Annotated in this window: 22 protein-coding genes; 21 read left to right on the top strand and 1 reads right to left on the bottom strand. The window is 42.6% G+C overall.

The genetic code is table 11. From position 1 onward, the window contains the following. Window positions 1–80 precede the first annotated feature (80 nt). From BLU58_RS06485 to BLU58_RS06385, 21 genes are all read left to right on the top strand, one after another. Window positions 81–1343, top strand: a complete 1263-nt coding sequence (locus BLU58_RS06485) for an adenosylhomocysteinase (RefSeq protein ID WP_093291407.1) — start codon at window positions 81–83, stop codon at window positions 1341–1343. Between the two features lie 127 nt (window positions 1344–1470). Next, window positions 1471–1902: a division/cell wall cluster transcriptional repressor MraZ gene (gene mraZ, locus BLU58_RS06480; protein ID WP_072331757.1), complete on the top strand. Its 432-nt coding sequence runs from the start codon at window positions 1471–1473 to the stop codon at window positions 1900–1902. An 18-nt stretch (window positions 1903–1920) separates the two neighbouring features. Continuing rightward, complete coding sequence (gene rsmH / locus BLU58_RS06475; protein WP_093291406.1) at window positions 1921–2853, top strand: 16S rRNA (cytosine(1402)-N(4))-methyltransferase RsmH; 933 nt, start codon at window positions 1921–1923, stop codon at window positions 2851–2853. A gap of 107 nt (window positions 2854–2960) precedes the next feature. Next, entirely contained in the window at window positions 2961–3344 is a 384-nt protein-coding gene (gene ftsL / locus BLU58_RS06470) for a cell division protein FtsL (protein ID WP_093291405.1), read from the top strand. A gap of 57 nt (window positions 3345–3401) precedes the next feature. After that, window positions 3402–5189: a peptidoglycan D,D-transpeptidase FtsI family protein gene (locus BLU58_RS06465; protein ID WP_093291404.1), complete on the top strand. Its 1788-nt coding sequence runs from the start codon at window positions 3402–3404 to the stop codon at window positions 5187–5189. Between the two features lie 120 nt (window positions 5190–5309). Then, window positions 5310–5999, top strand: a complete 690-nt coding sequence (locus tag BLU58_RS06460; RefSeq protein WP_093291403.1) for a spore coat protein — start codon at window positions 5310–5312, stop codon at window positions 5997–5999. Between the two features lie 120 nt (window positions 6000–6119). After that, on the top strand, window positions 6120–8051 hold the full coding sequence (locus BLU58_RS06455; RefSeq protein WP_093291402.1) for a stage V sporulation protein D: 1932 nt from the start codon (window positions 6120–6122) through the stop codon (window positions 8049–8051). 88 nt (window positions 8052–8139) lie between these two features. Beyond that, window positions 8140–9627 carry a UDP-N-acetylmuramoyl-L-alanyl-D-glutamate--2,6-diaminopimelate ligase gene (locus BLU58_RS06450; protein ID WP_093291401.1) on the top strand — a complete coding sequence of 496 codons (1488 nt, stop codon included), beginning with the start codon at window positions 8140–8142 and terminating at the stop codon, window positions 9625–9627. Then, window positions 9624–11015 carry a UDP-N-acetylmuramoyl-tripeptide--D-alanyl-D-alanine ligase gene (gene murF, locus BLU58_RS06445; RefSeq protein WP_093291400.1) on the top strand — a complete coding sequence of 464 codons (1392 nt, stop codon included), beginning with the start codon at window positions 9624–9626 and terminating at the stop codon, window positions 11013–11015. Before BLU58_RS06450 ends, murF begins: the two co-directional genes overlap by 4 nt. 19 nt (window positions 11016–11034) lie before the next feature. Then, complete coding sequence (gene mraY, locus BLU58_RS06440; protein WP_218122187.1) at window positions 11035–12090, top strand: phospho-N-acetylmuramoyl-pentapeptide-transferase; 1056 nt, start codon at window positions 11035–11037, stop codon at window positions 12088–12090. Continuing rightward, on the top strand, window positions 12091–13461 hold the full coding sequence (gene murD, locus BLU58_RS06435) for a UDP-N-acetylmuramoyl-L-alanine--D-glutamate ligase (RefSeq protein ID WP_093291398.1): 1371 nt from the start codon (window positions 12091–12093) through the stop codon (window positions 13459–13461). Window positions 13462–13500: 39 nt separating this feature from the next. After that, window positions 13501–14601 (top strand): stage V sporulation protein E, encoded by a 1101-nt coding sequence (gene spoVE / locus BLU58_RS06430; protein WP_093291397.1) that lies wholly within the window; start codon window positions 13501–13503, stop codon window positions 14599–14601. A gap of 79 nt (window positions 14602–14680) precedes the next feature. Further along, window positions 14681–15592: a UDP-N-acetylmuramate dehydrogenase gene (gene murB, locus BLU58_RS06425; protein WP_093291396.1), complete on the top strand. Its 912-nt coding sequence runs from the start codon at window positions 14681–14683 to the stop codon at window positions 15590–15592. 176 nt (window positions 15593–15768) lie between these two features. Continuing rightward, window positions 15769–16497 carry a cell division protein FtsQ/DivIB gene (locus tag BLU58_RS06420; RefSeq protein ID WP_093291395.1) on the top strand — a complete coding sequence of 243 codons (729 nt, stop codon included), beginning with the start codon at window positions 15769–15771 and terminating at the stop codon, window positions 16495–16497. 140 nt (window positions 16498–16637) lie between these two features. Continuing rightward, on the top strand, window positions 16638–17873 hold the full coding sequence (ftsA, locus tag BLU58_RS06415; protein ID WP_176786529.1) for a cell division protein FtsA: 1236 nt from the start codon (window positions 16638–16640) through the stop codon (window positions 17871–17873). Between the two features lie 54 nt (window positions 17874–17927). Beyond that, a complete protein-coding gene (gene ftsZ, locus BLU58_RS06410; protein WP_176786528.1) occupies window positions 17928–19154 on the top strand; it encodes a cell division protein FtsZ in 1227 nt (408 codons plus the stop codon). A 163-nt stretch (window positions 19155–19317) separates the two neighbouring features. Beyond that, entirely contained in the window at window positions 19318–20229 is a 912-nt protein-coding gene (spoIIGA, locus tag BLU58_RS06405) for a sigma-E processing peptidase SpoIIGA (RefSeq protein ID WP_176786527.1), read from the top strand. Window positions 20230–20262: 33 nt separating this feature from the next. Then, on the top strand, window positions 20263–20985 hold the full coding sequence (gene sigE, locus BLU58_RS06400) for an RNA polymerase sporulation sigma factor SigE (protein WP_093291392.1): 723 nt from the start codon (window positions 20263–20265) through the stop codon (window positions 20983–20985). Window positions 20986–21138: 153 nt separating this feature from the next. Continuing rightward, complete coding sequence (gene sigG / locus BLU58_RS06395) at window positions 21139–21915, top strand: RNA polymerase sporulation sigma factor SigG (RefSeq protein ID WP_093291391.1); 777 nt, start codon at window positions 21139–21141, stop codon at window positions 21913–21915. A 167-nt stretch (window positions 21916–22082) separates the two neighbouring features. After that, window positions 22083–22562 (top strand): DUF6530 family protein, encoded by a 480-nt coding sequence (locus tag BLU58_RS06390; protein WP_093291390.1) that lies wholly within the window; start codon window positions 22083–22085, stop codon window positions 22560–22562. A gap of 21 nt (window positions 22563–22583) precedes the next feature. Further along, window positions 22584–23081 (top strand): D-glycero-alpha-D-manno-heptose-1,7-bisphosphate 7-phosphatase, encoded by a 498-nt coding sequence (locus BLU58_RS06385; RefSeq protein ID WP_093291389.1) that lies wholly within the window; start codon window positions 22584–22586, stop codon window positions 23079–23081. Between the two features lie 89 nt (window positions 23082–23170). On the opposite strand, the gene BLU58_RS06380 is transcribed toward BLU58_RS06385, so the two are convergent. Further along, window positions 23171–23938 (bottom strand): nucleotidyltransferase domain-containing protein, encoded by a 768-nt coding sequence (locus BLU58_RS06380; protein WP_093291388.1) that lies wholly within the window; start codon window positions 23936–23938, stop codon window positions 23171–23173. Window positions 23939–23994 lie beyond the last annotated feature (56 nt).

The raw sequence follows: 23994 nt of genomic DNA, 5'->3' as shown, positions 1-23994 counted from the left end.
TTACATACTATCCATAAGACAGATCCATTGTTTCGTCTACAAATCGAAGCAAGTTAATAAATCTAGAGGAGAGTGCTTTTATGAACTCATTAGACCGTAGTATTATTGCAAATCCGGCATTAGCACATGACGGAAGACTAAAAATTAACTGGGCAGCGGATCATATGCCTGTCATGAATCGTTTACGTGAACAATTAAAGGTAAATCGTCCATTAGCTGGGTTGCGTGTAGCTATTTCCCTGCATTTAGAAGCGAAAACAGCTAACCTAGCAGAAGTGATTCGAGATGCAGGTGCAGAGGTCGTGATTACGGGTAGTAATCCACTTTCGACCCAAGATGATGTGTGTGCGGCGCTAGCAGCAGATGGTGTAACGGTATTTGCGAAATATAATCCATCACCAGAAGAGTATAAAGACCATCTCATTAAAACACTAGAAACCAAACCCGATCTAATTATTGATGATGGTGGGGATCTTGTGACGGTTCTTCATTCAGAGCGTCCTGATTTGGCTGAGCAAGTTCGAGGTGGATGTGAAGAAACGACGACTGGAATCTTACGCCTTCAAGCGTTAGAAAAAACAGGCGAGTTAAAATTCCCCATGATTGCGGTAAATGATGCACTTTCTAAATATTTGTTTGACAATCGTTATGGAACAGGTCAATCTGTATGGGATGGAATCAATCGTACGACAAACCTAGTAGTAGCGGGTAAAACGGTTGTCGTAGTTGGTTATGGCTGGTGTGGTCGCGGGGTTGCTATGCGTGCCAAAGGCTTAGGGGCGAAAGTCATTGTAACGGAAATCGATGCTGTGAAAGCGACGGAAGCACATATGGATGGTTTTACTGTGTTGCCCATAGCAGAAGCGGCGAAGCAAGGAGATTATTTTGTTACGGTAACAGGTAATAAAGGAGTTATTACGGCTGAGCACATGAAATCAATGAAAAATGGTGCTATTTTATCCAATGCAGGTCATTTTAATGTTGAGATCGATACCGAGGGCTTGGCAACGATGGCAGTAAGTAAGCAAACAGTTCGTAAAGATATTGAGGAGTTTGTGTTAGCAGATGGTCGTAAGATTTATCTACTTGCAGAAGGCCGCCTCGTAAACCTTGCAGCAGGAGATGGTCACCCAGCTGAGATTATGGATATGACATTTGCCCTGCAAACACTATCATTGCTCTTTGTTCATGAAAATTATCAACGTATTGGCAAGCGAGTGATGGAAGTTCCATACGAAATTGATGAACAGGTTTCTCGTTATTTCCTTGAATCTCTTGGAATCCAAATTGATTCACTTACAGATGAACAAGAGAAATATCTAGCTAGCTGGCAATTGGATTGATTAATCCCAAAAATTGTATAAATGTTCTAATCCTGCATTTGCGTGCAGGATTTTTTATTTTGCGTGTGGTATACTTACCAATGTGGAGGAAAGTGGAGGGAAGTGGTGACGAGGGGAGGGATCCAAGATGTTTATGGGGGAATACCGGCATTCGGTTGACGATAAAGGTCGACTCATCATGCCAGCTAAATTCCGCGAAGGACTTGGTCAGTCTTTTGTTGTAACCCGTGGCTTGGATCATTGCTTATTTGCATACCCTCGGTCAGAATGGACACAATTAGAGCAGAAATGTAAAACACTCCCATTTACCAAAGCAGATGCCCGGAAGTTCACACGATTCCTTTTTTCAGGAGCGAGTGAAGCTGAGTTAGACAAACAAGGGCGTATCCATATTCCCCCACATTTACGAGAATTTGCTAAGTTGCAGAAAGAATGTGTTGTGATCGGCGTCTCCACTCGTGTTGAGATTTGGTGCAAGGAACAATGGGATTCTTATTATTCTGCTTCAGAAGAGTCATTTAACGAGATCGCCGAAAGCTTAGTAGATCTGGATTTCTAAGGATAAGGATGAGCACCATTGTTTAATCATGTAACGGTATTAAGAGATGAAGCTGTAGACGGACTAAAAATCAAACCAGATGGAATTTATGTAGATTGCACATTAGGTGGAGCGGGTCATAGCGGATTGATAGCAAGTCGATTAAGTCAAGACGGTGTGTTAATTGGTTTGGATCAAGATGAGAAGGCATTATCTGCCGCAAGGAAGCGGCTAGAAGGCGTGACGTGCAAAGTTCACTTGGTAAAAACGAACTTTCGTCATATCGCACAAGTAGTGAAGGATTTAGGATTTACTGGGGTAGATGGGATTTTGTTTGATCTAGGAGTCTCTTCCCCACAGTTAGATGAGAGTGAACGGGGATTTAGCTATCACTATGAAGCCCCTTTGGACATGCGAATGGATCGGGAACAGGAACGGACGGCATTTGAGGTAGTGAACCAATACGACGAGGCAGAGATTGCTCGAATTCTGTACATATACGGAGAAGAGAAGTTTAGTCGTCGCATTGCTAAGCGGATTGTGGAGTATCGAACAAGTAAGCCGATTGAAACGACAACGGAGTTAGCCGAGATCATCAAAGAGGCGATTCCAGCTGCCACAAGACGTAGTGGACCTCACCCAGCTAGACGTTCATTTCAGGCAATTCGAATCGCAGTAAATGAAGAATTAACTGTATTTGAAGAAGCGTTGGAGCAAGTGATGGAGATTCTAGCTCCTAGAGGTAGAGTCAGTGTGATCACATTCCACTCACTAGAAGACCGTATTTGTAAACAATTTTATTTGGAACAGGCAAAGGGATGTATCTGCCCTCCAAATTTCCCTATATGTACGTGTCACCAAAAACCAAAGCTAAAGATCATCACACGTAAGCCGATCGCGCCTAGCGCTGAAGAATTGGAACAAAATGCTCGTGCACGTTCTGCGAAATTACGTGTTGCTGAAAAAATATAGATAATAAGACCTTGTTTCATGTGACAAGGTCTTACAAACAGGGTATAGGTTAAGAAAGAGAGTTACGAAAAAAAGAAATGTATAGGTAGCGTAAGGAGGCTATTTGGATGAGACAGGAACGTGGTAATGTTGCGGTAGCAAGACCGCTTACCCCTACAAGTACAAATACACAGGTCAAAGCAAAAAAACAACCCTTAATCAAAGGGCTTACTGTACCAGAAAAGCTATTATACATCGGAAGTGTCATTATATGCGTAGCCCTGACCGTTTTAGTTGTATCTCGATATGCTGAAACCGCGGAATTAAATCTTGCCATCCAGAAGGCTGACAAAGAAATTCAACAAGTCAAAGAAGCCAACCTTCAATTAGAAGCGGAGAAAAACAAGCTCCAGAGCGATGCACGAATTCGTCAATATGCTGAACAGAATGGTTTGCAAATCATTGAAAGCAAGAAAATTTCTCCGGCAGGAAAAGAAAAGAACACACCATAGATGATAATGGAATAATTAAGAATCTTAGATAATTTCTTTGCCGAGGAGAACCATTTTATGCAGACAGAAAAGCAGACAGGAAAACGAAGTAAATTTCGCTCCCTTATCATCGGGTTGGTCTTGTTAGGATTATTGACAGGTGTTACGTTTCGCTTGCTGTGGATCCAAACGGTTGCCTCGTCTGAGCTAACAAAGGATGCAGAGAAAATTTGGAACAATAACAACCCGATTTTAAAAGCGAAACGTGGAACCATTTATGATCGTAGTAAAAATTATGTTATGGCTTGGGAAGAACCAGCCTATTTTTTTACTGCTGATCCAAGCCAACTGAAAGAGAAAGATATAGACAAAACGGCAACACAACTATCCTCCCTTCTAGAGATTTCGAAAGAAAATTTAATTAGCTTGTTGCGTAAAAAAGGGAAATATGCAGAATTAAGAGATCGAGAAGCAGGCAAAATTTATTTTTCAAGGGAAGTGTATGCGAACTACCTTCGACTAAAGCAAAAGAAAGAACTAAAAGGGATTTACGCTTATAAAACCACCCAGCGTCAATATACCGAAGCTGGATCAGCGCACCTATTAGGCTTCCTGAATAGTGAGGAAAAGCCAGTCGGTGGAATTGAAAGTACGTATCAAAATTTGCTCCGTGGTAAAGATGGCTATGTGAAATATAAAAAAGCGGCTAATGGTATGATGGTAACTGATGGACCTGAGTCGTACAAACCGCCGATTGATGGAAAGGATCTTGTTTTAACCATCGATGCGAGTATACAGAGCCATGTGGAGAAAGTATTAGATCAGGCTATGAAACAGTATGAAGCCAAAGGTGCAACGGCTATTGTGGCTGATCCATCAAATGGAGAGATTTTGGCGATGGTAAGTAGGCCGACTTTCGACCTCCGAAAAGCGTCTACTACTTATAGTACAGAAAATGGACATAATATGGCGGTACAAAGCCAATTTGAACCAGGATCTACGTTTAAGATTGTGACCCTTGCGGCGGCTATCGAGGAAGGTAAATTTGAGGCAGATCGTACATATACTTCCGGATGTATTCAAGTATCAGGTTTAAACAATCCGATTTGTGACTGGAAGAGAGGCGGTTGGGGTGATATCTCCTACCGTGAAGGGGTTATCCAGTCCAGTAATGTTGGCTTTGTGAAGATGGGAGAACATTTGGGTGCTGAGAAATTATATGAGTATATCGATCGCTTTGGATTTGGTCGGGTGACAGATCGGATAGGTCGTAAAACAGGAATTGACCTTCCGGGCGAAGCAAGCGGTTTTTATTTTGGTCGAGAGCTAGCCGCATCCGAATTAGCAACAACCGCTTTTGGTCAAGGAATTGCCGTAACTCCAATTCAACAAGTCCAAGCGGTGGGTAGCATTGCGAACGGTGGAAACCTGATCAAGCCTCACTTGTTAAAAGAAGTGATCGACCCAAAAACGAAAAAAACGGTTGAACAACCAGCGGTTGAGAAGCATCAGATTATTCGTCCTGAGACCACAACCGAGGTGAAACAAATTCTACGCGATGTCATTAAAAAAGGTACTGGGCAAAAGGCAGATGTTCCCGGCTATCGGGTGGCAGGAAAAACAGGCACTGCTCAAAAGCCAGACCCAAAAACGGGTAAATACTTACCTAATACCTATATCACTTCCTTTATTGGTTTCGCTCCAGCAGATAATCCCAAGGTTATTGTATATGTGGCACTTGATGAGCCAAAGGGTGCAGATGCCTCAGGTGGTGCAATGGCTGCTCCTGTTGCCAAGGATATCATCCAGCAGACTATGCAAGTTTTACGTGTGCCTTCTTTGGAAACAGAACCAGAAATTAAATAGTGAGGGGGGAACGTGAATATGCGTTTCCCTTTTTTGTACTCCAATACTTACCTACATGGGTGTTTGCCTTTTGGGACAGTATAAGATTGGGCACATCATATGACCTAAGGAGGGATTCTCATGAATAACGCTCCAAACATGCACGTTGGCACGGTAAAACGAAACCACAGTGGCCATGAAGTATTTGACATACACGAGGTTTTATCCGTAACAGTGAGCACGTTAGATTCATATACGATGTCCCGACAGTATGTCAAGTGTTCAGAGCTACTAACCATTCTGGACCGTCAATACAAGTTTTTGACAGATGAGTACAATATGCTAGTACAGGCGTTTTCCACAGGGGAAGATCCTGCACATGGAACGCTTCGTTATCAAATGACGCAGCATAATGATACCATCGTCTACGGAATGAAGCCTTCGCAGCCTAAGAAGCCGATTCATTCAGTGATGGAAGTGAAGGATGAAGGTATTTCTGGTCATATGCTGATCATGCTGAAGACATTGGCTGGCATCAGAACAGTGGCTGCCACGGAAGCAACTAATCCAGTCGTGAGACGGGTTTTGGCTGATAGCATTCCAAACTGTATTGAGATGGCATATGAAATCTTCTTGTATCAAAACAAGCATCAATATTACCAAGTACCTCAATTGGCTGAGGCAGATATGGCGCAGATGCAAAATTCATTTGGTCTGGCCACCAATCAGTCGCAAGCTTCTAGGCAACCACAAGGTAGCAAAGTAGTACCGATTAATCAGACACCTTCTCCTTCGAGTTCTATGAATCATGGGTCACCCCAATCGCATTAAGCTGTTTAGACCCTTCTGTCCAGTAGGCCGGAAGGGTCTTTTCTTTGGAATATAATTGTCATGTATCAGAATCTAGATGAATAGGTATAGGAGAACAAGTGGGACAAGGAGGGGACTCTTATGCGTGCGATACAATCGATAGTGAAAAAAAGGTTGTTTGTCGTACTGATCATAGCAGTCCTAGTGATGATTACATTGATCGGTAGACTTTCTTATGTACAGTTGGCGCAAGGAGAATGGTGGGCGCGAAAAGCAGAGGAGCTAGGAAGTAGAGATGCCGACTTTTTAGCGAAACGGGGTATGATTCTAGATCGGGATGGCAAGAAAATTGCTTATAATATAAGCGCTCCATCCGTCCTACTCTTTCCTGCCATGATTAAGGACAAGGCTGGGACAGCAAAGAAATTAGCAGAGGTACTTGAAGGAGACGAGAAAAAAATACTCGAATTTGTTTCCAAAAAAGAATCAAAGGTATGGCTAAAGAGTATCGGTCAGAAGATTTCTGAAGAGAAGGCTAACATTCTTCAAGAGATGCAATTGCCGGGTGTCCTCATAACAGAAGATAGTAGACGATATTATCCCTATGGGACGATGGCGGCACATATGCTTGGTTTCACAGGTGGAGATAATCAAGGTTTAGCAGGCTTAGAGCTCATTTATGATAAACAATTAAGCGGACAAAAAGGCTATATTTCCTTTGCTTCTAATGCGAAAGGAGAAAGAATGCCTAATTCGAAAGAAGAGTTTATCCCGCCGAAGCCTGGCAAAGACCTTAGGCTGACTCTAGACTTAGATGTGCAAGCTATTATCGAGCGGGAGTTAGATCAAGCTATGGCTCAGTATAATCCGGAAAGCGTTTTGGCGATCGCGATGGACCCAAACAATGGTGAAATTTTGGGAATGAGCAGTAAACCCTCCTTTCGTCCGGATGAATATCAGACCACCGATTCATTGATTTATAACCGAAATTTACCGATTTGGAAAACGTATGAACCAGGCTCTACTTTTAAAATCATTACTCTTGCTGCGGCGTTGGAAGAGAAAAAAGTAAATTTGACCGAGTCGTTTCATGATCCTGGGTATGTCATGGTAAGCGGCGCCCGTCTCAGATGTTGGAAAAAAGGGGGCCACGGTCATGAATCGTTCTTGGAAGTGGTGGAGAACTCTTGTAACCCCGGATTTGTGGAATTAGGAAATCGATTAGGAAAGAATAAGTTGCTGGATTATGTGAATCGATTTGGTTTCGGCAAAAAAACGGGTATCGACTTGAACGGTGAGGCTAAGGGGATTCTATTTAAACCAGAGCGGATGGGACCCGTAGAACAAGCAACGACTGCATTTGGTCAAGGGGTTTCCGTCACACCCATTCAACAGGTACGAGCTGTTTCAGCGGCTATAAATGGAGGGAAGATGGTGGTTCCTCATGTGATGAAAGAGTGGGTGGATCCAGATACTGGGAAGATAATAGAAGCGTATCAACCGAAAGTAGAGGGGACAGTCATCTCCGAAGCTACTTCCAAAGTAGTAAGGGAGTCGTTGGAGAGTGTAGTTGCCAAGGGCACGGGACGAAAAGCTTTCGTGGATGGCTATCGTGTAGGTGGTAAGACGGGTACAGCTCAAAAAGTGGGTCCAAATGGAGGTTATTTGCCGAATAATCATATTGTTTCGTTTATAGGCTTTGCTCCTGCAGACGATCCCAAAATGGTGGTATATGTGGCAGTGGATAATCCGCAAGGGATTCAATTTGGGGGAGTGGTAGCAGCGCCTATTGTAGGAAATATTATCGGTGATAGTTTGCGCCATCTGGGGATTCCTAAGCGCAAGAATCAGATCCCACCTGAAGATACACCTCTTACAACTCCAATCGTAGAGACACCAGATTTAATCGGTCAAGAGCTAGACAAAATTCGTAACAGTCTGTTTGATTTCCCTCTAAAGCCAGTTGGGCAAGGGAATGTGGTGATTGATCAGATTCCGGCTCCTGGGGAAAGAGTCAAAAAGGGTTCATCAATCCAGTTGTATTTGGGTGACAAAACCATGATGGGAGATTAAAATAAAGATGGTATAATAAACGCCAGGACAAAACCTGGCATTTATTTATTTCATACATACCTTGTTTTTTGGATTGAGGAGGAAAGAGATGATTCTTCAAAATGTGATCCAGTCGCTTTTACTGAAGCGGGTGTCTGGGGATGTGGCAGTGGAAATTAGTGGAATAGAGATGGATTCACGTCAAGTAAAGCCAGGTAATCTCTTTATTGCGGTTCGTGGGTTTACGGTTGATGGACACCGCTATATTTCACAAGCGGTCCAAAGAGGTGCTATTGCTATACTGGTAGAAGAGATGGTGGAGGTCCCGCCTCATGTGACAGTGATACAGGTGCCTGATACTCGCCGGGCCATGGCCATTGTAGCAGATATTTACTACGGACACCCTACACATGAACTGAAATTGATTGGGATCACAGGGACGAATGGGAAGACAACCACCTCTACCCTACTTCAGAATCTTTTCCTTGATCATGAAAAGAAATCAGGATTAATCGGAACGATTGGCATGAAAATTGGAGATCGGGAGCTCCCTACTTCCAATACAACGCCTGAAATCCTTGAGTTACAAAAGAGTTTTCGTATGATGCGTGATGAAGGTTGTGAGTATTCCTTCATTGAAGTATCCTCACATGCGCTTGATCAGGGCAGAACTCGAGGTTGTAAGTTTCATATTGGTGTATTTACCAATCTAACACAAGATCATTTGGATTATCATGAAACGATGGAACAGTACCGGGAAGCAAAAGGTTTGCTATTTAACCAACTGGCGAACCAGTATCTTACTTCTTCGGATGAGCAGTGTTATGCAGTGTTAAATGCGGATGATCCCGCTTCTTCATATTATGCCCGAATCACACCAGCTCAAGTGGTTACATTTGGAATTGATCAATCAGCGGATGTAATGGCAAGTAACATTCGCATTACTCCACAAGGAACAAGCTTTGATTTGCATACATTCTGTGGGAATGGTGCAGTGAATACGAAGCTAATGGGGAAATTTAATGTTTTGAATATGCTTGCTGCTATTAGTGTCGGCCTGATTGAAGGCTTATCGTTAGAGCAAATCATAAACTCTCTCGAACAAATTCCAGGTGTAGACGGACGTTTTGAACCTGTTCATGCAGGTCAAGATTTTACTGTTGTGGTTGACTATGCGCACACCCCAGACAGCTTGGAAAATGCGTTAAAAACCGTACGTGAATTTGCTTCGAAACGAGTGATTACATTGATAGGATGTGGTGGCGACCGTGATCGTACGAAGCGTCCTTTGATGGCGAAGATAGCAGCAGACTATAGTGATCTGGCTATCTATACATCAGATAATCCGAGAACGGAACAGCCTGAGGCGATTTTAGAGGATATGTTATCGGGTGTACTGAGTGTGAAGGCAGAAAAAATACATACCATTGTAGATCGAGCGGAAGCGATTCGATATGCGATTCTGCATGCTCAATCAGGCGATGTAATTCTGATTGCAGGAAAAGGTCATGAGACTTATCAAGAAATCAATGGTGTAAAAAATGATTTTGACGATCGAGTGATCGCAAGGCAGTTTATGTTGGAGGATTTGAAATGAAGCGGAGTATAACTTGGATTCAAAAAGCGACAGGTGGACAGACGGTCTTTGTGGAAGATAAAGATAGGATGATTTCTTCTGTCAGTACGGATACTCGAAGTCTTCAGCAAGGGGCATTATATGTGCCGCTCGTAGGAGATCGTTTTAATGGTCACCAATTTTTATCTCAAGCGATAGAAGCGGGTGCAGTTGTTGCGTTGTGGAATGAGCTGGAACCCATCCCGGAAGGCTTTTGTGATATACCGTTGATAGTGGTACCAGATACATTGACAGCTCTGCAACAGATGGCTAAGAAATATCGCGAAGAGATTGCGATTCCGGTGGTTGGAATTACAGGCTCAAATGGCAAGACTACCACGAAGGATCTTGTGGCTGCTGTTTTAGGTCAAGTATTTCGGGTTCATAAAACAGCGGGAAATTTAAATAACCATATTGGGGTCCCTCTTACACTGCTTAGTATCCCAGAAGAGACAGAGATTGCGATTGTGGAGATGGGAATGAATCATGTTGGGGAGATCTCCCTGTTATCTCAGCTTGCAATGCCACAAGTTGCCATTGTGACCAATATAGGAGAGTCACATATAGCTCACTTTGGAAGTAGAGAAGGTATTGCCGATGCAAAATTGGAGATTATAGATGGCTTATCATCAAATGGAACCCTTATTTATGATGGGGATGAGTCGCTCCTAGCTGAAAAAGTGCGGAAGATTCCACAGACACAGATTCGAATTGGCTGGAAAGAGAAGAATGATGAGATGCCGCTGGACATAGAGATGTTGGGCACAAAAGGTTTTACGTTCCAGTCCAAACAAACTCATCATCGTTATCATCTATCGCTACTAGGTCGTCATAATATAGTGAATGCATGCTATGCGATTGCCGTAGGGCGCTTTTTTCACATGAGTGAGGAACAGATCGCTCAGGGGCTTTTGCATGTTGGTTTAACAGGTATGCGCTTGGAGATGATTACTGCTAAAAATGGAATGCCAATCATAAATGATTGCTATAACGCAAGTCCTACTTCTATGAAAGCGGCGATTCGCTTATTACAAGAGATGGAGCCTACGAAAGAAAAATGGGCACTACTTGGTGATATTCGTGAATTAGGTGATGAGTGGGAAGAGTCCTATCATCGAGAACTGGGTGCATATGTGATAGAAAAAGGAATTCACAAACTCTTTACAGTAGGTGATCGGGGGAAGTGGATTGCTGAGGGAGCACAGGAAGTACGACATGATCCGTCTTGCGAAATGATTCATTTCTCTAGTGTTGAGGAAGCAGGCAAATACATCGATAAGGTCGGTCATCCACAAGCGTTGATGTTAGTGAAGGCTTCGCGAGCGATGAAACTAGATCAAGTCATTCGATCTTTAGTAGAAGGAGCGTAATGAAGCTATCATGACAAACATAGATATTCGAGAGTATTTAATCCCGATCATGGTTGCATTTGGCCTAGCAGTCATACTGGGCCCTATGGTGATCCCGACGTTACGACGTCTTAAATTTGGACAAAGCATCCGTGAGGAGGGACCGCAAGCCCATTTGAAAAAAGCAGGAACGCCTACAATGGGTGGGGTGATCATCTTAATCGCTCTCGTGTTGACAGCACTTCCTTTTAGTAGTTATTTTTTGTTAAACAGAGAAAGTGGCGACGCAAAGATCATCAATGCAGACTTGTTCATTCTTTTATTTGCTACAGCCGGATACGGAATTATTGGATTTTTGGACGATTATATTAAAGTGGTTATGAAACGAAGCTTGGGTTTGACCGCAAGTCAAAAATTGTTGGGACAATTGTTTATTGCGGTTGTTGTATTTTATGTCCTGTTAAGCGTTCGATACCTAAATACCCAAGACCTAGAAGGTGCCTCAAAGGCGATTTTTAGCGTTCATGTTCCTGGGATTGGAACCTATTTTATCAACTGGCTCTACCTTCCTTTCTTGATTTTACTATTGGTAGGCTTTTCAAATGCGTTAAACTTAACCGATGGTTTAGATGGACTTCTATCAAGTACGGCTGTGATGGCGTATGGTGCTTATGCGGTAATCGGAATTTGGCAAGGGAATCAAACGGTCTATATCTTTGCCTTTTCTGTAATCGGTGCTCTGCTGGGATTTCTCGTCTTTAATGCACATCCAGCCAAGGTATTTATGGGGGATACGGGCTCACTAGCGCTCGGTGGTGGGTTAGCTGCACTCGCCATTATTACGAAAACAGAGTTTTTACTCCCTCTTATCGGAATTGTATTTGTGGTCGAAACGCTATCTGTAATTCTACAAGTTCTCTCTTTTAAGTTCCGTAAAAAGCGGATCTTCAAGATGAGTCCACTACATCATCACTTTGAATTGATTGGCTGGTCTGAGTGGAAGATCGTAGCGGTATTTAGTTTGGTTGGTTTAATTTGTGGAGCTCTTGGAGTGTTCTTCGAAATTGCCCTGCTCCATCCAGGAGGAGGCAAATAGATGACGGGTTTGTTTCAAGATAAACAGGTAGTAGTCCTCGGATTAGCGAGAAGCGGTTTTGCTGTAGCTAAGTTGCTGGTAGAGCAAGGAGCTAAGGTGACTCTAAATGATGTGAGAGAGCGAGTTGATTGTGCGAGTGAAGCGGGTTCGTTAGAGCAGATGGGGGTTTCTGTGATCTGTGGCGGCCACCCTGACGATCTAATCAGTAAGCAAGTTGACCTAGTCGTAAAGAACCCTGGAATTCCTTATCATATTAGACCGATTGAACAAGCGCTCCAGCTAGGCATCCCGGTGGTAACAGAAGTGGAGATTGCAAGCCAATTTAGCAAGGCTCCTATTATTGGGATTACAGGCTCCAATGGAAAAACCACGACTACCACCTTAGTAGGCAAGATGCTACAAAGCAGTGGAGTATCGGCAACGGTAGCGGGTAATATTGGCCAAGCATTATCGGAAGTAACCCCCCAGCTTTCAGAAAACGACTGGCTCGTAGCGGAGTTAAGTAGCTTTCAGCTAAAGGGAACGGTAACGTTTCGCCCTAAAATCGCTGCATTGTTAAATGTGACTCCAGCGCATATGGATTACCATCAGACGATGGAGGATTATATAGCATCAAAATGGAACCTATTTCAAAATCAAGCTCAAGATGATGTTGCCATACTCAATGCTGATTCTGCTATTTGTAGAGAGTTAGCAGAGAACGGGGATCTGAAGGGTCGCGTAATCTGGTTTTCCAAAGACAAATTGACTAGCCAAGGTGTATATATAAAAGATGGCCTTCTCGTCTCGAGTCTAGACGGGAACGAGACAGTGATTCTCCCTGTGGAAGAGGTTGCTCTACCTGGTTCATTTAATCTAGAGAATGTACTAGCTGCAACTGCTATCTCGATCGTCGCTGGAGCGAGTGCAGAGAAAGTTGCAGAAACGATTCGAACGTTTCGCGGTGTAGAACATCGTTTGGAGTATGTAGAAACGGTTGAAGGAATTCGATATTATAACGATTCGAAAGCAACAAATGTGCAGGCGGCTTTAACGGCGCTTACTTCTTTTGAGGAGCCTATCGTTTGGATTGCAGGTGGACTGGATCGAGGTGTAGACTTTCAAGAGCTCACCCCGGTGCTATCTGAGCGTGTACAAGCCGTGATCGCTTACGGGGAATCAGCTCCCATCTTAGCATTGCGAGCGAAAGAGGCGGGTATAGAATCGATTATTCAAGTAGAAGATGTCGAAGAAGCTGTTTACTCCGCTCGCGAGATTTCCTGCTTTGGGGATGTAGTTGTTCTCTCTCCGGCATGTGCAAGTTGGGATTTATATACCTCATTTGAGCAAAGAGGAAGCATTTTTAAACAAGCTGTGCATAGGCTTGTATAAAGAGAATGCTTCGGAAGCTTAAATGAGGTGAGCACGTCTATGCAAAAAACGAAAAAGAGTCCTGATTTTGTGATCGTAGTGGCTATTCTATTACTACTTACCATTGGGGTAATGATGGTATATAGCGCTAGTGCTTCGATGGCGTTTCACAAATATGGCGATAGCTTTTATTTCGCAAAGCGTCAGCTCTTGTTTGCGGCATTGGGCGTGTTTTTTATGTTCCTCGTAACGAATGTAGACGGGAAGAAGCTATATGATATGGCAAAACCTGCCGTGATCATATGCTTCATCTTATTAGTGATTGTTTTGATACCAGGTGTAGGGATCTGGAGGAACGGTGCTCGTAGTTGGCTCGGAATCGGGGCTTTTAGCATTCAACCATCCGAATTTACGAAGCTGGCGATGATTTTTTTCTTAGCTAAGTTGTTTTCTAAGCCCACTTTTCAAATTAGGCGATTTCGTAAAGGACTCTTACCAGCTATGGGAATCTTGGGTGGAGCATTTGGACTAATTATGTGCCAACCCGACTTGGGAACAGGCACGGTGTTAGTCGGGACGGGGATCTTGCTAATCTTCGTAGCAGGCGCAAAGATGCAGCATCTAGGAGGATTTGCTTTACTCGGTGCTCTAGGTTTTACGGGTTTGGTTTTAGAAGCTACGTATCGAATTAAGCGAATCACCTCCTTTTTTGACCCTTGGTCAGATCCACAAGGCACGGGTTATCAGTTGATCCAGTCGCTCTATGCGATTGGCCCCGGTCGGCTCCTTGGGTTAGGATTTGGCATGAGTAGACAAAAACATTTATACTTACCAGAGCCCCATACTGATTTTATTTTTTCAATTTTGTCGGAAGAACTAGGCTTCCTAGGAATTACCATTGTGATAACGTTATTTGGAGTGTTAATTTGGAGAGGTTATCGTACTGCGATTCGCTCACACGATTTGTTTAATTGCTTGGTTGCAACAGGGATCACCTCTATGCTCATGATCCAAGTCGTCATTAATATTGGAGTCGTTTCAGGGACCTTTCCTGTTACAGGGATCACCTTACCTTTTCTTAGCTATGGTGGATCCTCTCTTACATTAACCCTTGTAGCGGTAGGAATTCTCTTAAATTTATCACGTAATGCGAATCGATAAGGAAATGGATTTAAAACATAGATGTGAACGAATCTCAGGACCCACTCACATGGTCTAGCATCTAGTAGGAGGGGACAAGATGAGAAAACGATTTATAGAAGACTTGATCCATGTAGGGGTTCAAGACATAAAAGAGAACGAGCCATTGTCCCGTCACACCACGTGGAAAGTGGGCGGACCAGCAGATTTTTTGATTAACGTACAGACAAAAAATGAGCTAGAAAATGTGATGAAAGTGATAGGCAAGCATAAGCTCCCATGGAGAGTGATTGGTCGGGGTTCAAATCTCTTAGTCCGAGATGGAGGGATTCGTGGGGTGGTACTTAAGCTAGATAAAGGGTTTGAGTACTTCGAATTTCAAGGGACTAGGGTGATCGCAGGGGGCGGAACTTCCACCGTTATGCTTGCTACGAAGACAGCGCGACAAGGGCTTACTGGTTTCGAATTTGCTGGAGGGATTCCAGGTAACATCGGCGGGGCTGTCTATATGAACGGTGGTGCTCATGGTTCCGACGTTTCAGAGGTGCTTGTTTCAGCAGAGGTGTTGTTAGAGTCAGGTGAGTGGGTTACATTGACGAATGAACAACTTGCCTTTTCCTATCGTACATCTGTTCTGCAGAAAGACTTGCGTGGAATTGTAACAGAAGCGACGTTTCAGCTTGAGGCAGGAGATGCTGTAGCTATTACCGAAGCATTAACTAGATTTAAAGATCGTCGTCGTCAGACACAGCCTCTACAACTCCCTTGTGCGGGCAGTGTATTCCGTAACCCGACTGGCGATTTTTCAGGGCGCTTGATCGAGGAAGCTGGACTTCGGGGATATCGAATCGGTGATGCAGAAGTCTCAACCATGCACTGTAATTTCATCGTAAATAGAGGTCAAGCAACAGCGCAAAATGTACTTGATTTGATTGCACATGTTCAAAAGACCATTCGTGAAAAGTATCATGTCGAACTAGAACCTGAAGTACAGGTGATCGGCGAAGCGTAAATGGAGTCATGAACAGCTGACTTTTGAGTAAGTTAGCTGTTTTAATTTTTGTCCATATTATCAAAAAGGATTATTATTATCTTTTCCCTCGCACTATTTGTGGTAATATATATGGAAGATTATTGTGAGGGTACTCCATAGATTCGACAGGCAGATATAAGGAGAGGACGATTGGGTTGAATGATCGCGTTCCCCCGTTACGAGTAAAGGCTGTTCGTAAAAAAGCCCCCTCGGTCTGGGCTCTGCTTCTGATCTTTTTGTTTTTTATGGGCTTTATGCTTGTGCTTCTGTTACGCTCTCCGCTCGGGAAAATCGAACAAATTATAATCGAAGGAAATCAACTGGTCCCACAAAAGGAGATTTCCAGCAAGCTAGGGACCAAAGTAGGTGGCTCCTATTTCGCATTTCGCCCGCAAGATGCTCAAAAAGCAATTGCGAACATCCCAGAAATTAAACGGGTAGAAGTATATAGGTCATTTCCAAGCAAGGTTACCGTTACATTACAAGAGCAACGAATGGTGGCATTTGTGAGAACAGAGGGTGGCTCTGTTTTTCCTCTTTTGGAGAATGGGAAGATCATGACTCAGCGAAATTCGGTTTCGATGTTACAACAAGCACCCATATTTGAAAAATGGGATCTTACTAGTGAGGTATTTCGCCAGGCAGTGGAGATGTTCTCACGTTGTTCCATTTCGGATTTTAAAGAGATAACGTATATTCATCCAGCAGAGGAAAATCCCGATCAAATGGTCCTTTACAGTAAAAAGGGACATAAAATTTATGTTCGTATCGAAGATTTACCTAAAAAGATGAAACTTTATTCTTCCTTTCACAATCAGCCTTCTGGTACATTGTATTTATTAGAGAGCGTATGGTTTACACCTAACACAGCACATGAATCCTAATATTAGGTATTGATGTAATTTATTTACTGTTTTTCGTTTTATAAAAAAAGGTGATCTTTCTTGATCTGTTGAATTAGTCAGAGGGTAATGCTTTTTCCTCCCAAAAAAGAGTTGCCAAATCGGGCGAGGAGGTGCCCAGTTTGAACGATCAGTTCATTGTGACGTTGGACATTGGGACTACGCAAATAAAGGCGTTTATTGCAGAAATGCATGCTGATGGTAATTTACAAATCGTCGGTGTAGGCACGGCCAAATCACTGGGGATGAAAAAGGGTGCCATCGTTGATCTGGACCAAGCAGTATTCTCCGTTCGTCAAGCCATTCAACAAGCCGAGCGAATGGTTGGAATAGAGATTTCCAAAGTCTATGTAGGAATTTCTGGGAACCATGTTGCCGTTCAGCATAGTCATGGTCTCGTTGCTGTTTCGAGTGAGTCTCGGGTCATCGAGAACCAGGATTTGGATCGAGTCTTACAGGCGTGTCGTGTTATTAATCTACCTCAAGAGCGTACTATTTTTGATGTGATACCCACCCAATATATCGTGGACGGTGTTAGCGAGATTCGAGACCCTCGCGGTATGTTTGGTGTTCGACTAGAGGTAGAGGCAATGGTGCTCACTGCTACTAAGACCGTTATACAAAATTTGGAGCGTTGTTTAGAAAAAGCACAGTTAGAAATTGCGGGTATGATTTATCTCCCTCATGCATTGGGAGAAGCTTGTCTCACCGTAGATGAGAAACAAATCGGTGTTGTACTACTAGATTTCGGTGGTGGTACCATGACGATCTCTGCCTATCACCAAGGCAATTTAACTGGAACCGCAGTCATCCCAATGGGTGGTGAATATCTAACGAGTGATATTGCCATCGTGCTTCGAACACATAGTGATGTTGCTGAGGAAGTCAAATGTAAATATGGTTGTGCGTTAGCTGAGCTAGCAAATAAAAATGAAAGTTTTTCGGTTCAGACCCTCAATGATCAGAAGGAAGTTGTTTATCATCAAGACAACCTAGCAGAGATTATGGAGTCAAGACTTTCTGAGATGTTCTACCTAGTGCGACAACAATTGCAGTATATGGGAGTGAGCGATCGCCCATCAGGTGGCTTCGTATTAACGGGTGGCGTTATGTCTACGCGGAATATTCTTGCCACAGCACAAAAATACTTAGGACAACCTGTCCGCGTGGCCCAGCCAGAAAACATAGGGGTAAATGAGCCTAGTTATATGGGTGGAGTGAGTATGGTTCACTATTTGGATCAACGTGGGATGATTCAAGTACCTGAAACCATTCCTAACGATGTAGCTCGTTCCAAGAAACAACATGGGGAATCTGCTTTTTCTAAGATGAAAAATTGGTTTAGTGATTTTATATAATTCGCTAAAAAACGAAGTTATGTCATTATATTTCGCATAGGAGGGAACCTGGTCATGGGTTTTGAATTTGGTATGGATTTAGACCACGAGATGATTGCACAGATTAAAGTCATCGGAGTGGGTGGTGGTGGCAGTAACGCAGTCAATCGTATGATTGATGCAGGGGTGCAAGGTGTAGAGTTTATCGCAGTGAATACAGATGCCCAAGCACTCCACCGTTCGAAAGCGCCTATAAAGCTACAAATTGGTGAGAAACTAACTCGTGGACTTGGTGCAGGAGCGAAGCCGGAAGTAGGAAAAAAGGCTGCAGAAGAGAGCAGGGAACAGATCGAAAACGCTCTTCGTGGTGCGGATATGGTTTTTGTGACAGCAGGCATGGGTGGTGGTACTGGAACAGGAGCTGCCCCAGAAATTGCATTGATTGCTAGAGAGATCGGCGCATTAACGGTAGGAGTAGTGACGAAACCATTTGCATTTGAAGGAAAGAAAAGATCGGTTCAGGCTGAATCAGGTGTTACCGCACTAAAAGAAAATGTAGATACACTAATTGTTATTCCAAACGATCGCCTGTTAGAGATTGTAGATAAAAATACTCCTATGCTAGAAGCATTCCGGGAAGCCGATAATGTTTTACGTCAGGGTGTACAAGGGATCTCTGATTTGATTGCCGTTCCTGGTTTGATTAACCTAGACTTCGCAGACGTGAAAACCATTATGACCGAGAGAGGCTCTGCTTTGATGGGAATTGGTTCGGCTTCTGGTGAAAATCGTGCGGCAGAAGCAGCTCGTAAAGCAATATGTAGTCCATTGTTAGAGACTTCTATTGATGGAGCTCGTGGAGTTCTAATGAATATTACGGGTGGAAATAATCTAAGTCTTTATGAGGTGAATGAGGCGGCAGATATCGTCATGCGTGCCTCCCATGCAGATGTCAATATGATTTTTGGTGCTGTTATTAACGAAGATTTAAAAGACGAGATTCGTGTTACTGTGATTGCTACAGGTTTTGATTCTGCTAAAAATGATCCACGTGTAGGAAGAAAACCACAGATGAATTCGTCTAATGGAATGCGTAATTCATCTGATTCTTATAAACCGCTGTTTCCAAACGATGGTTTCCGTATGGAAGATGCACAGTCAAATCAAACATCCTATGAAACAGCTTCATATCGCTATGCTCCTATACAAGATCAAAAGCAACCCAAAAATAGTAGGGATGGCAGAGTATTAGATGAAACATATGATATCCCAACTTTTTTACGTAACCAAATAAAAAAATAAAGAAAGTACTCTGTTATGGAAGCGTGAATCGATACCGATTTTCGCTTCTTTTTTCTTTTTTTCGACGAAAGAAATAAGATTTTTTGGGCAAGTTTCAACAGACTTTGAAATATAGATTAAGATATACTAAATTCATTCAGGAGACAGAGGAGGGATAGATTCTGTGACGGTTTATGCAGATGTCGTATTCCTTCTCAATGGCTGTATCGATTTATTACTCCTATGGCTAACTTCTGGGATTCGTAAGCAGCGCTTCACTTGGTGGAGATTATGGTGTGCGGCAATCATGGGAGGGATCTATGCTACCCTCCAATTATGGCCTGACTTTATTCCAGCATATTCGTTACCAGCTAAGTTATTAGTATCGATGCTGATGATTTGGTGTGCATTTGGCTATCACCATCCATACGCCTACCTACGAAACCTCGGAGTATTCTACCTCGTTTGTTTTGTCACAGGTGGAGCCATGATGGCCCTGCATTACTTCATTACAGGGACATCTGACATTGGTGGAGGAATATTGTTTACAGAGTCTCCAAACGGATGGGGTTCTCCTGTCTCATGGGTATTTCTCATGATTGGATTTCCGCTTGTTTGGGGTTACACCAAGATTTCGTTTGGCTCGATTCAAGAGAGATCTGAGTTTCATCAGTTTCTAGTCCCTGTGCGAATTACATTAGATGGGATAAAAGTGGATTGTACAGGACTCGTTGACACAGGGAATCAACTAAGAGATCCTATTACACGTTCGCCCGTCATGTTGGTTGAGATGGAACAGTTACAAGATTTTCTCCCACAAGAAGTATTCACCATGGTTCGGGCTAAGGATTGGGAGAAGGGCTGGACGGAAATTCCGCCAGAGTGGATGATTAAAATTCGCATTATTCCGTATCGCGTTGCAGGTAGCGATCATGAAATGATGATTGCCTTTAAGCCAGATTCTGTGGAAATTTGGAAAGAAGATGAGTGGAATAATGTAGGAAAAGTTCTCATAGGAATAGATGTCGGACGAATCTCATCTGATGGAACCTATCAAGCTATTATTCATCCTTCTTGTTACTCTGTAGTAAGTTAAGTCACTATGTAGACCGATGAAAGGGGTAGATCCATGGTTATAAAGTGGAAGCTCTTATGCCAACTTTTTTGGTATCGCATGCTAATCTACATGGGGCTAAAAGGCGAAGGACTCTATTATATTGGTGGAAGCGAAGCACTACCGCCACCGCTGACAAGAGAGGAAGAAGAACACCTTCTTCTACGCCTTCCAAGTGGAGATACTGCTGTTCGAGCGATGTTGATCGAAAGAAATCTTCGACTGGTCGTCTATATTGCCCGTAAGTTTGAAAATACAGGGATTAATATCGAGGACTTAGTCTCCATAGGCACAATTGGCTTAATTAAGGCAGTGAATACATTTGATCCCTCCAAAAAAATTAAGCTGGCTACTTATGCTTCTCGTTGTATTGAAAATGAAATTTTGATGTTCCTACGTCGTAATAATAAGATTCGGTCCGAAGTATCTTTCGATGAACCCTTAAACATAGATTGGGACGGAAATGAATTATTGTTGTCTGATGTGATGGGAACGGAAAATGATATTATCTACCGTGATTTAGAAGATCAAGTAGATCGAAAAATTTTGCGTTCTGCTCTCTCAAATCTATCAGATCGTGAAAGAAAGATTATGGTTCTTCGCTTTGGATTAGATGGTGGTGAAGAAAAGACACAAAAAGATGTTGCAGATTTACTTGGAATCTCTCAATCTTATATTTCTCGTTTGGAAAAAAGGATTATTAAGAGATTACGAAAAGAATTTAACAAGATGGTTTGATCCTGTCCTAGTTCATTATAAAACAAGAACACTCGTTCGGTAAAGAGGGAATTTTTTGTTTGTAATGGTATAAATTTAATTTATTTGGGTTTGATTATAAATTTTCCTCCTCAGGAGATACTTACCAATAGTTGCATCTGAGGAGGTACATTTATGGCGCGGAACAAAGTAGAAATATGCGGAGTTGATACATCGAAGCTACCCGTACTAAAGAACCAGGAAATGCGGGTGCTGTTTCGCGAATACCAAGCTGGTGATCGCTCAGCCAGAGAAAAGCTGGTAAATGGCAATTTGCGTCTTGTTCTAAGCGTTATACAGCGCTTTAACAACCGTGGGGAGAATGTAGACGATCTTTTTCAAGTCGGTTGTATCGGACTTATGAAAGCAATCGATAACTTTGATTTAGGCCAGAATGTCAAATTTTCTACTTATGCGGTGCCGATGATTATCGGAGAGATCCGGAGATACCTTCGTGATAATAACCCGATTCGTGTGTCGCGTTCATTGCGTGATATTGCATATAAAGCATTGCAAGTACGTGATGCGTTAACTAATAAACATTCTCGTGAACCCACTATTCATGAGATCTCTGAGATACTTAATGTTCCTAAAGAAGATGTTGTTTTTGCTTTGGATGCGATTCAGGATCCTGTATCGCTCTTTGAACCCGTCTATCAAGATGGCGGTGACCCAATTTATGTAATGGATCAATTGAGTGATGAAAGAACGAAAGATTTGCAGTGGGTTGAAGAGATTGCACTAAAAGAAGCATTAAATCGATTAAATGATCGGGAAAAAATGATCTTATCTATGCGTTTCTTCGAAGGAAAAACCCAAATGGAGGTTGCTGATGAAATTGGGATTTCACAAGCACAAGTATCCCGTTTAGAAAAAGCGGCGATCCATCAGATGTATAAGTATGTAACATAGGCTAAGAGATTATCCTAAGACCCTATTCGGATTCTAACTGAGTAGGGTTTTTTGTTTTATCCACAGTAAAAGTATGTTATTTCGATTGACGAAAATGGAAATGTAACATATGATGATTTTAGTAATTTACTGATTTAGTAATTTAGTAACTAGGAAGAGGGAGAAAAATGAAACTGCCGACTACGTTAAAACATAAGCCTGTTGTCGTATCAGAAAATTACGAACAGGTGGACGGAAGGCTTTCCCAACATACAGATGCAAAAGGACTTTCTTTGGGTTTAGCGCAATGGAACGATCGAGGAAAAGTGGATATCTCTGCTAAAGTATGGAGATATACGGGAGAAAAGTGGTCAAGACAATCAGAGGAGCTACCACTCCATCGTGTTCTGGATCTATCCATCCTGATTTGTCGCTCGTTAGCTCATTTTCGTGAGGCATACAGATATGAGAATTTATATGATCCGCAAAAGCCTGTCATTGATCGGATTGGTTTGCAAGGGGATGCGATGACAGTAGCGATTTGCACGGATAATGAGAAAATTAATGAGGATATTAAGCTGTTTAGTCAAGCGTTGAGTGAAGATGATGAGATGATTAGTGAGCGATTGAGAACATTGGCAAAAATATTACGTGATATGGGGTATTAAAGAATATGGGAGGTAGTTTCGATGAATAAAGCGATCTTCTTAGATAGGGATGGCGTTATAAACGAATGCCAAAGTGATCGAGTTACTTTCGTTACATCTCCAAAAAACCTATTCCTATGCCAGGGGATAGTAGAAGATATTCAAGAGCTTCGACAAATGGGATTTAAAACCTTCGTCGTGACCAATCAGGGAGGTATTGACTGGGGTGTTCATTCACTCCAACAAGTAAATGCCATTCATGATCACTTACAGACGCGAATCGAAGTGGATGAGATTGTGATGTGTCCCCATCATCCAAGAAGGACGATATGTGATTGCCGAAAGCCAAGTCCGAAGATGATTTTAGATTTAGCAAAGAAGCATCGTATCAGCCTGGCTAAATCGTGGATGGTGGGCGACCGAGATACAGATATTCAAGCAGGGGAAAGAGCAGGTTGTATGACCTTCCTCGTAAAGCCGAATCAAGGCTTAGAAGAATTTATGAAGGTTCTACGGGAGAGAGCCCCCTCTTCATGGTGATTCCCTGTTTTCGATGTTTTCGTCACACCTTGCCAAACGAAAAAAGGATGACAGCTTATGTAACGAATGGGCTGTGATCCTTTTTCCGTTTATATCTTGATATGTAGCTCTTCCAAGATCAACTGATTCAGCAAAGTACTTTCTAATTTACGATCGGGTAAAGACGGGATTTGCCCTTCATAACGAGTTAATTCTTTCTGGATGAGGGCATTTAGCTCCATATTCATGTCAATCAACCCTAACTCATCCGACTCTTTTTTTAAGTCTACAAGTTGGTGAAACTTATTGAGGATCCAAGGATCTACACGAATTCCATCTAATAGACTCCAAACAAGCGTAGGAGGTGGGGATTGATTTTGTTCGATCCAGTTTAGGCAGAATAAGGCCCGCAATAAATACAAATAGGCTTTGATTTTAACCCGCTCTTTTTGATTTACCTGTCTAAAATCGTACCTTTTTGCTAGATTGAGATAATGAAAACTGGTTCGCCTAATGGAGAAATGGTCGATCGCACATTTTCGTAATTGTTCAGCGATGCCTCCTTCCTCCTTGTATATGGTTGGAGAAGAAAGCCATTCCAATAAAGTTGCATTGGAGCTTTGAAACAAACGAAGTGCTTTAAATAAATCCCATCCATGGAAGTCTAGATCTTGGTGAATAGGGATTTCGATTACATCTCTAGGAGGATCTAATGAGAGATATGTGGATACATTTCTCTTATAGATAAATCGGACATCGTAGTCGCTGTTAGCAGAGGCAAATCCCCAAGCCCTGCTTCCTGATTCAGCAGCATACAAAATTTCGACCCTTTGTTCTTCTTCAATCTGTATCAGTTGGTTCATGATGTTTGGTTTCATATGTGATAACTCCTCATTTTCTACATTTCCATTCCTTCTTCCTTCCCTGAATTTGT

The sequence above is a fragment of the Thermoactinomyces sp. DSM 45892 genome (genome assembly GCF_900107305.1).
Lineage (GTDB): Bacteria > Bacillota > Bacilli > Thermoactinomycetales > Thermoactinomycetaceae > Baia.
The sequence above is the reverse complement of the archived record's forward strand: the minus strand, read 5'-3'. Positions and strand labels throughout refer to the sequence as shown.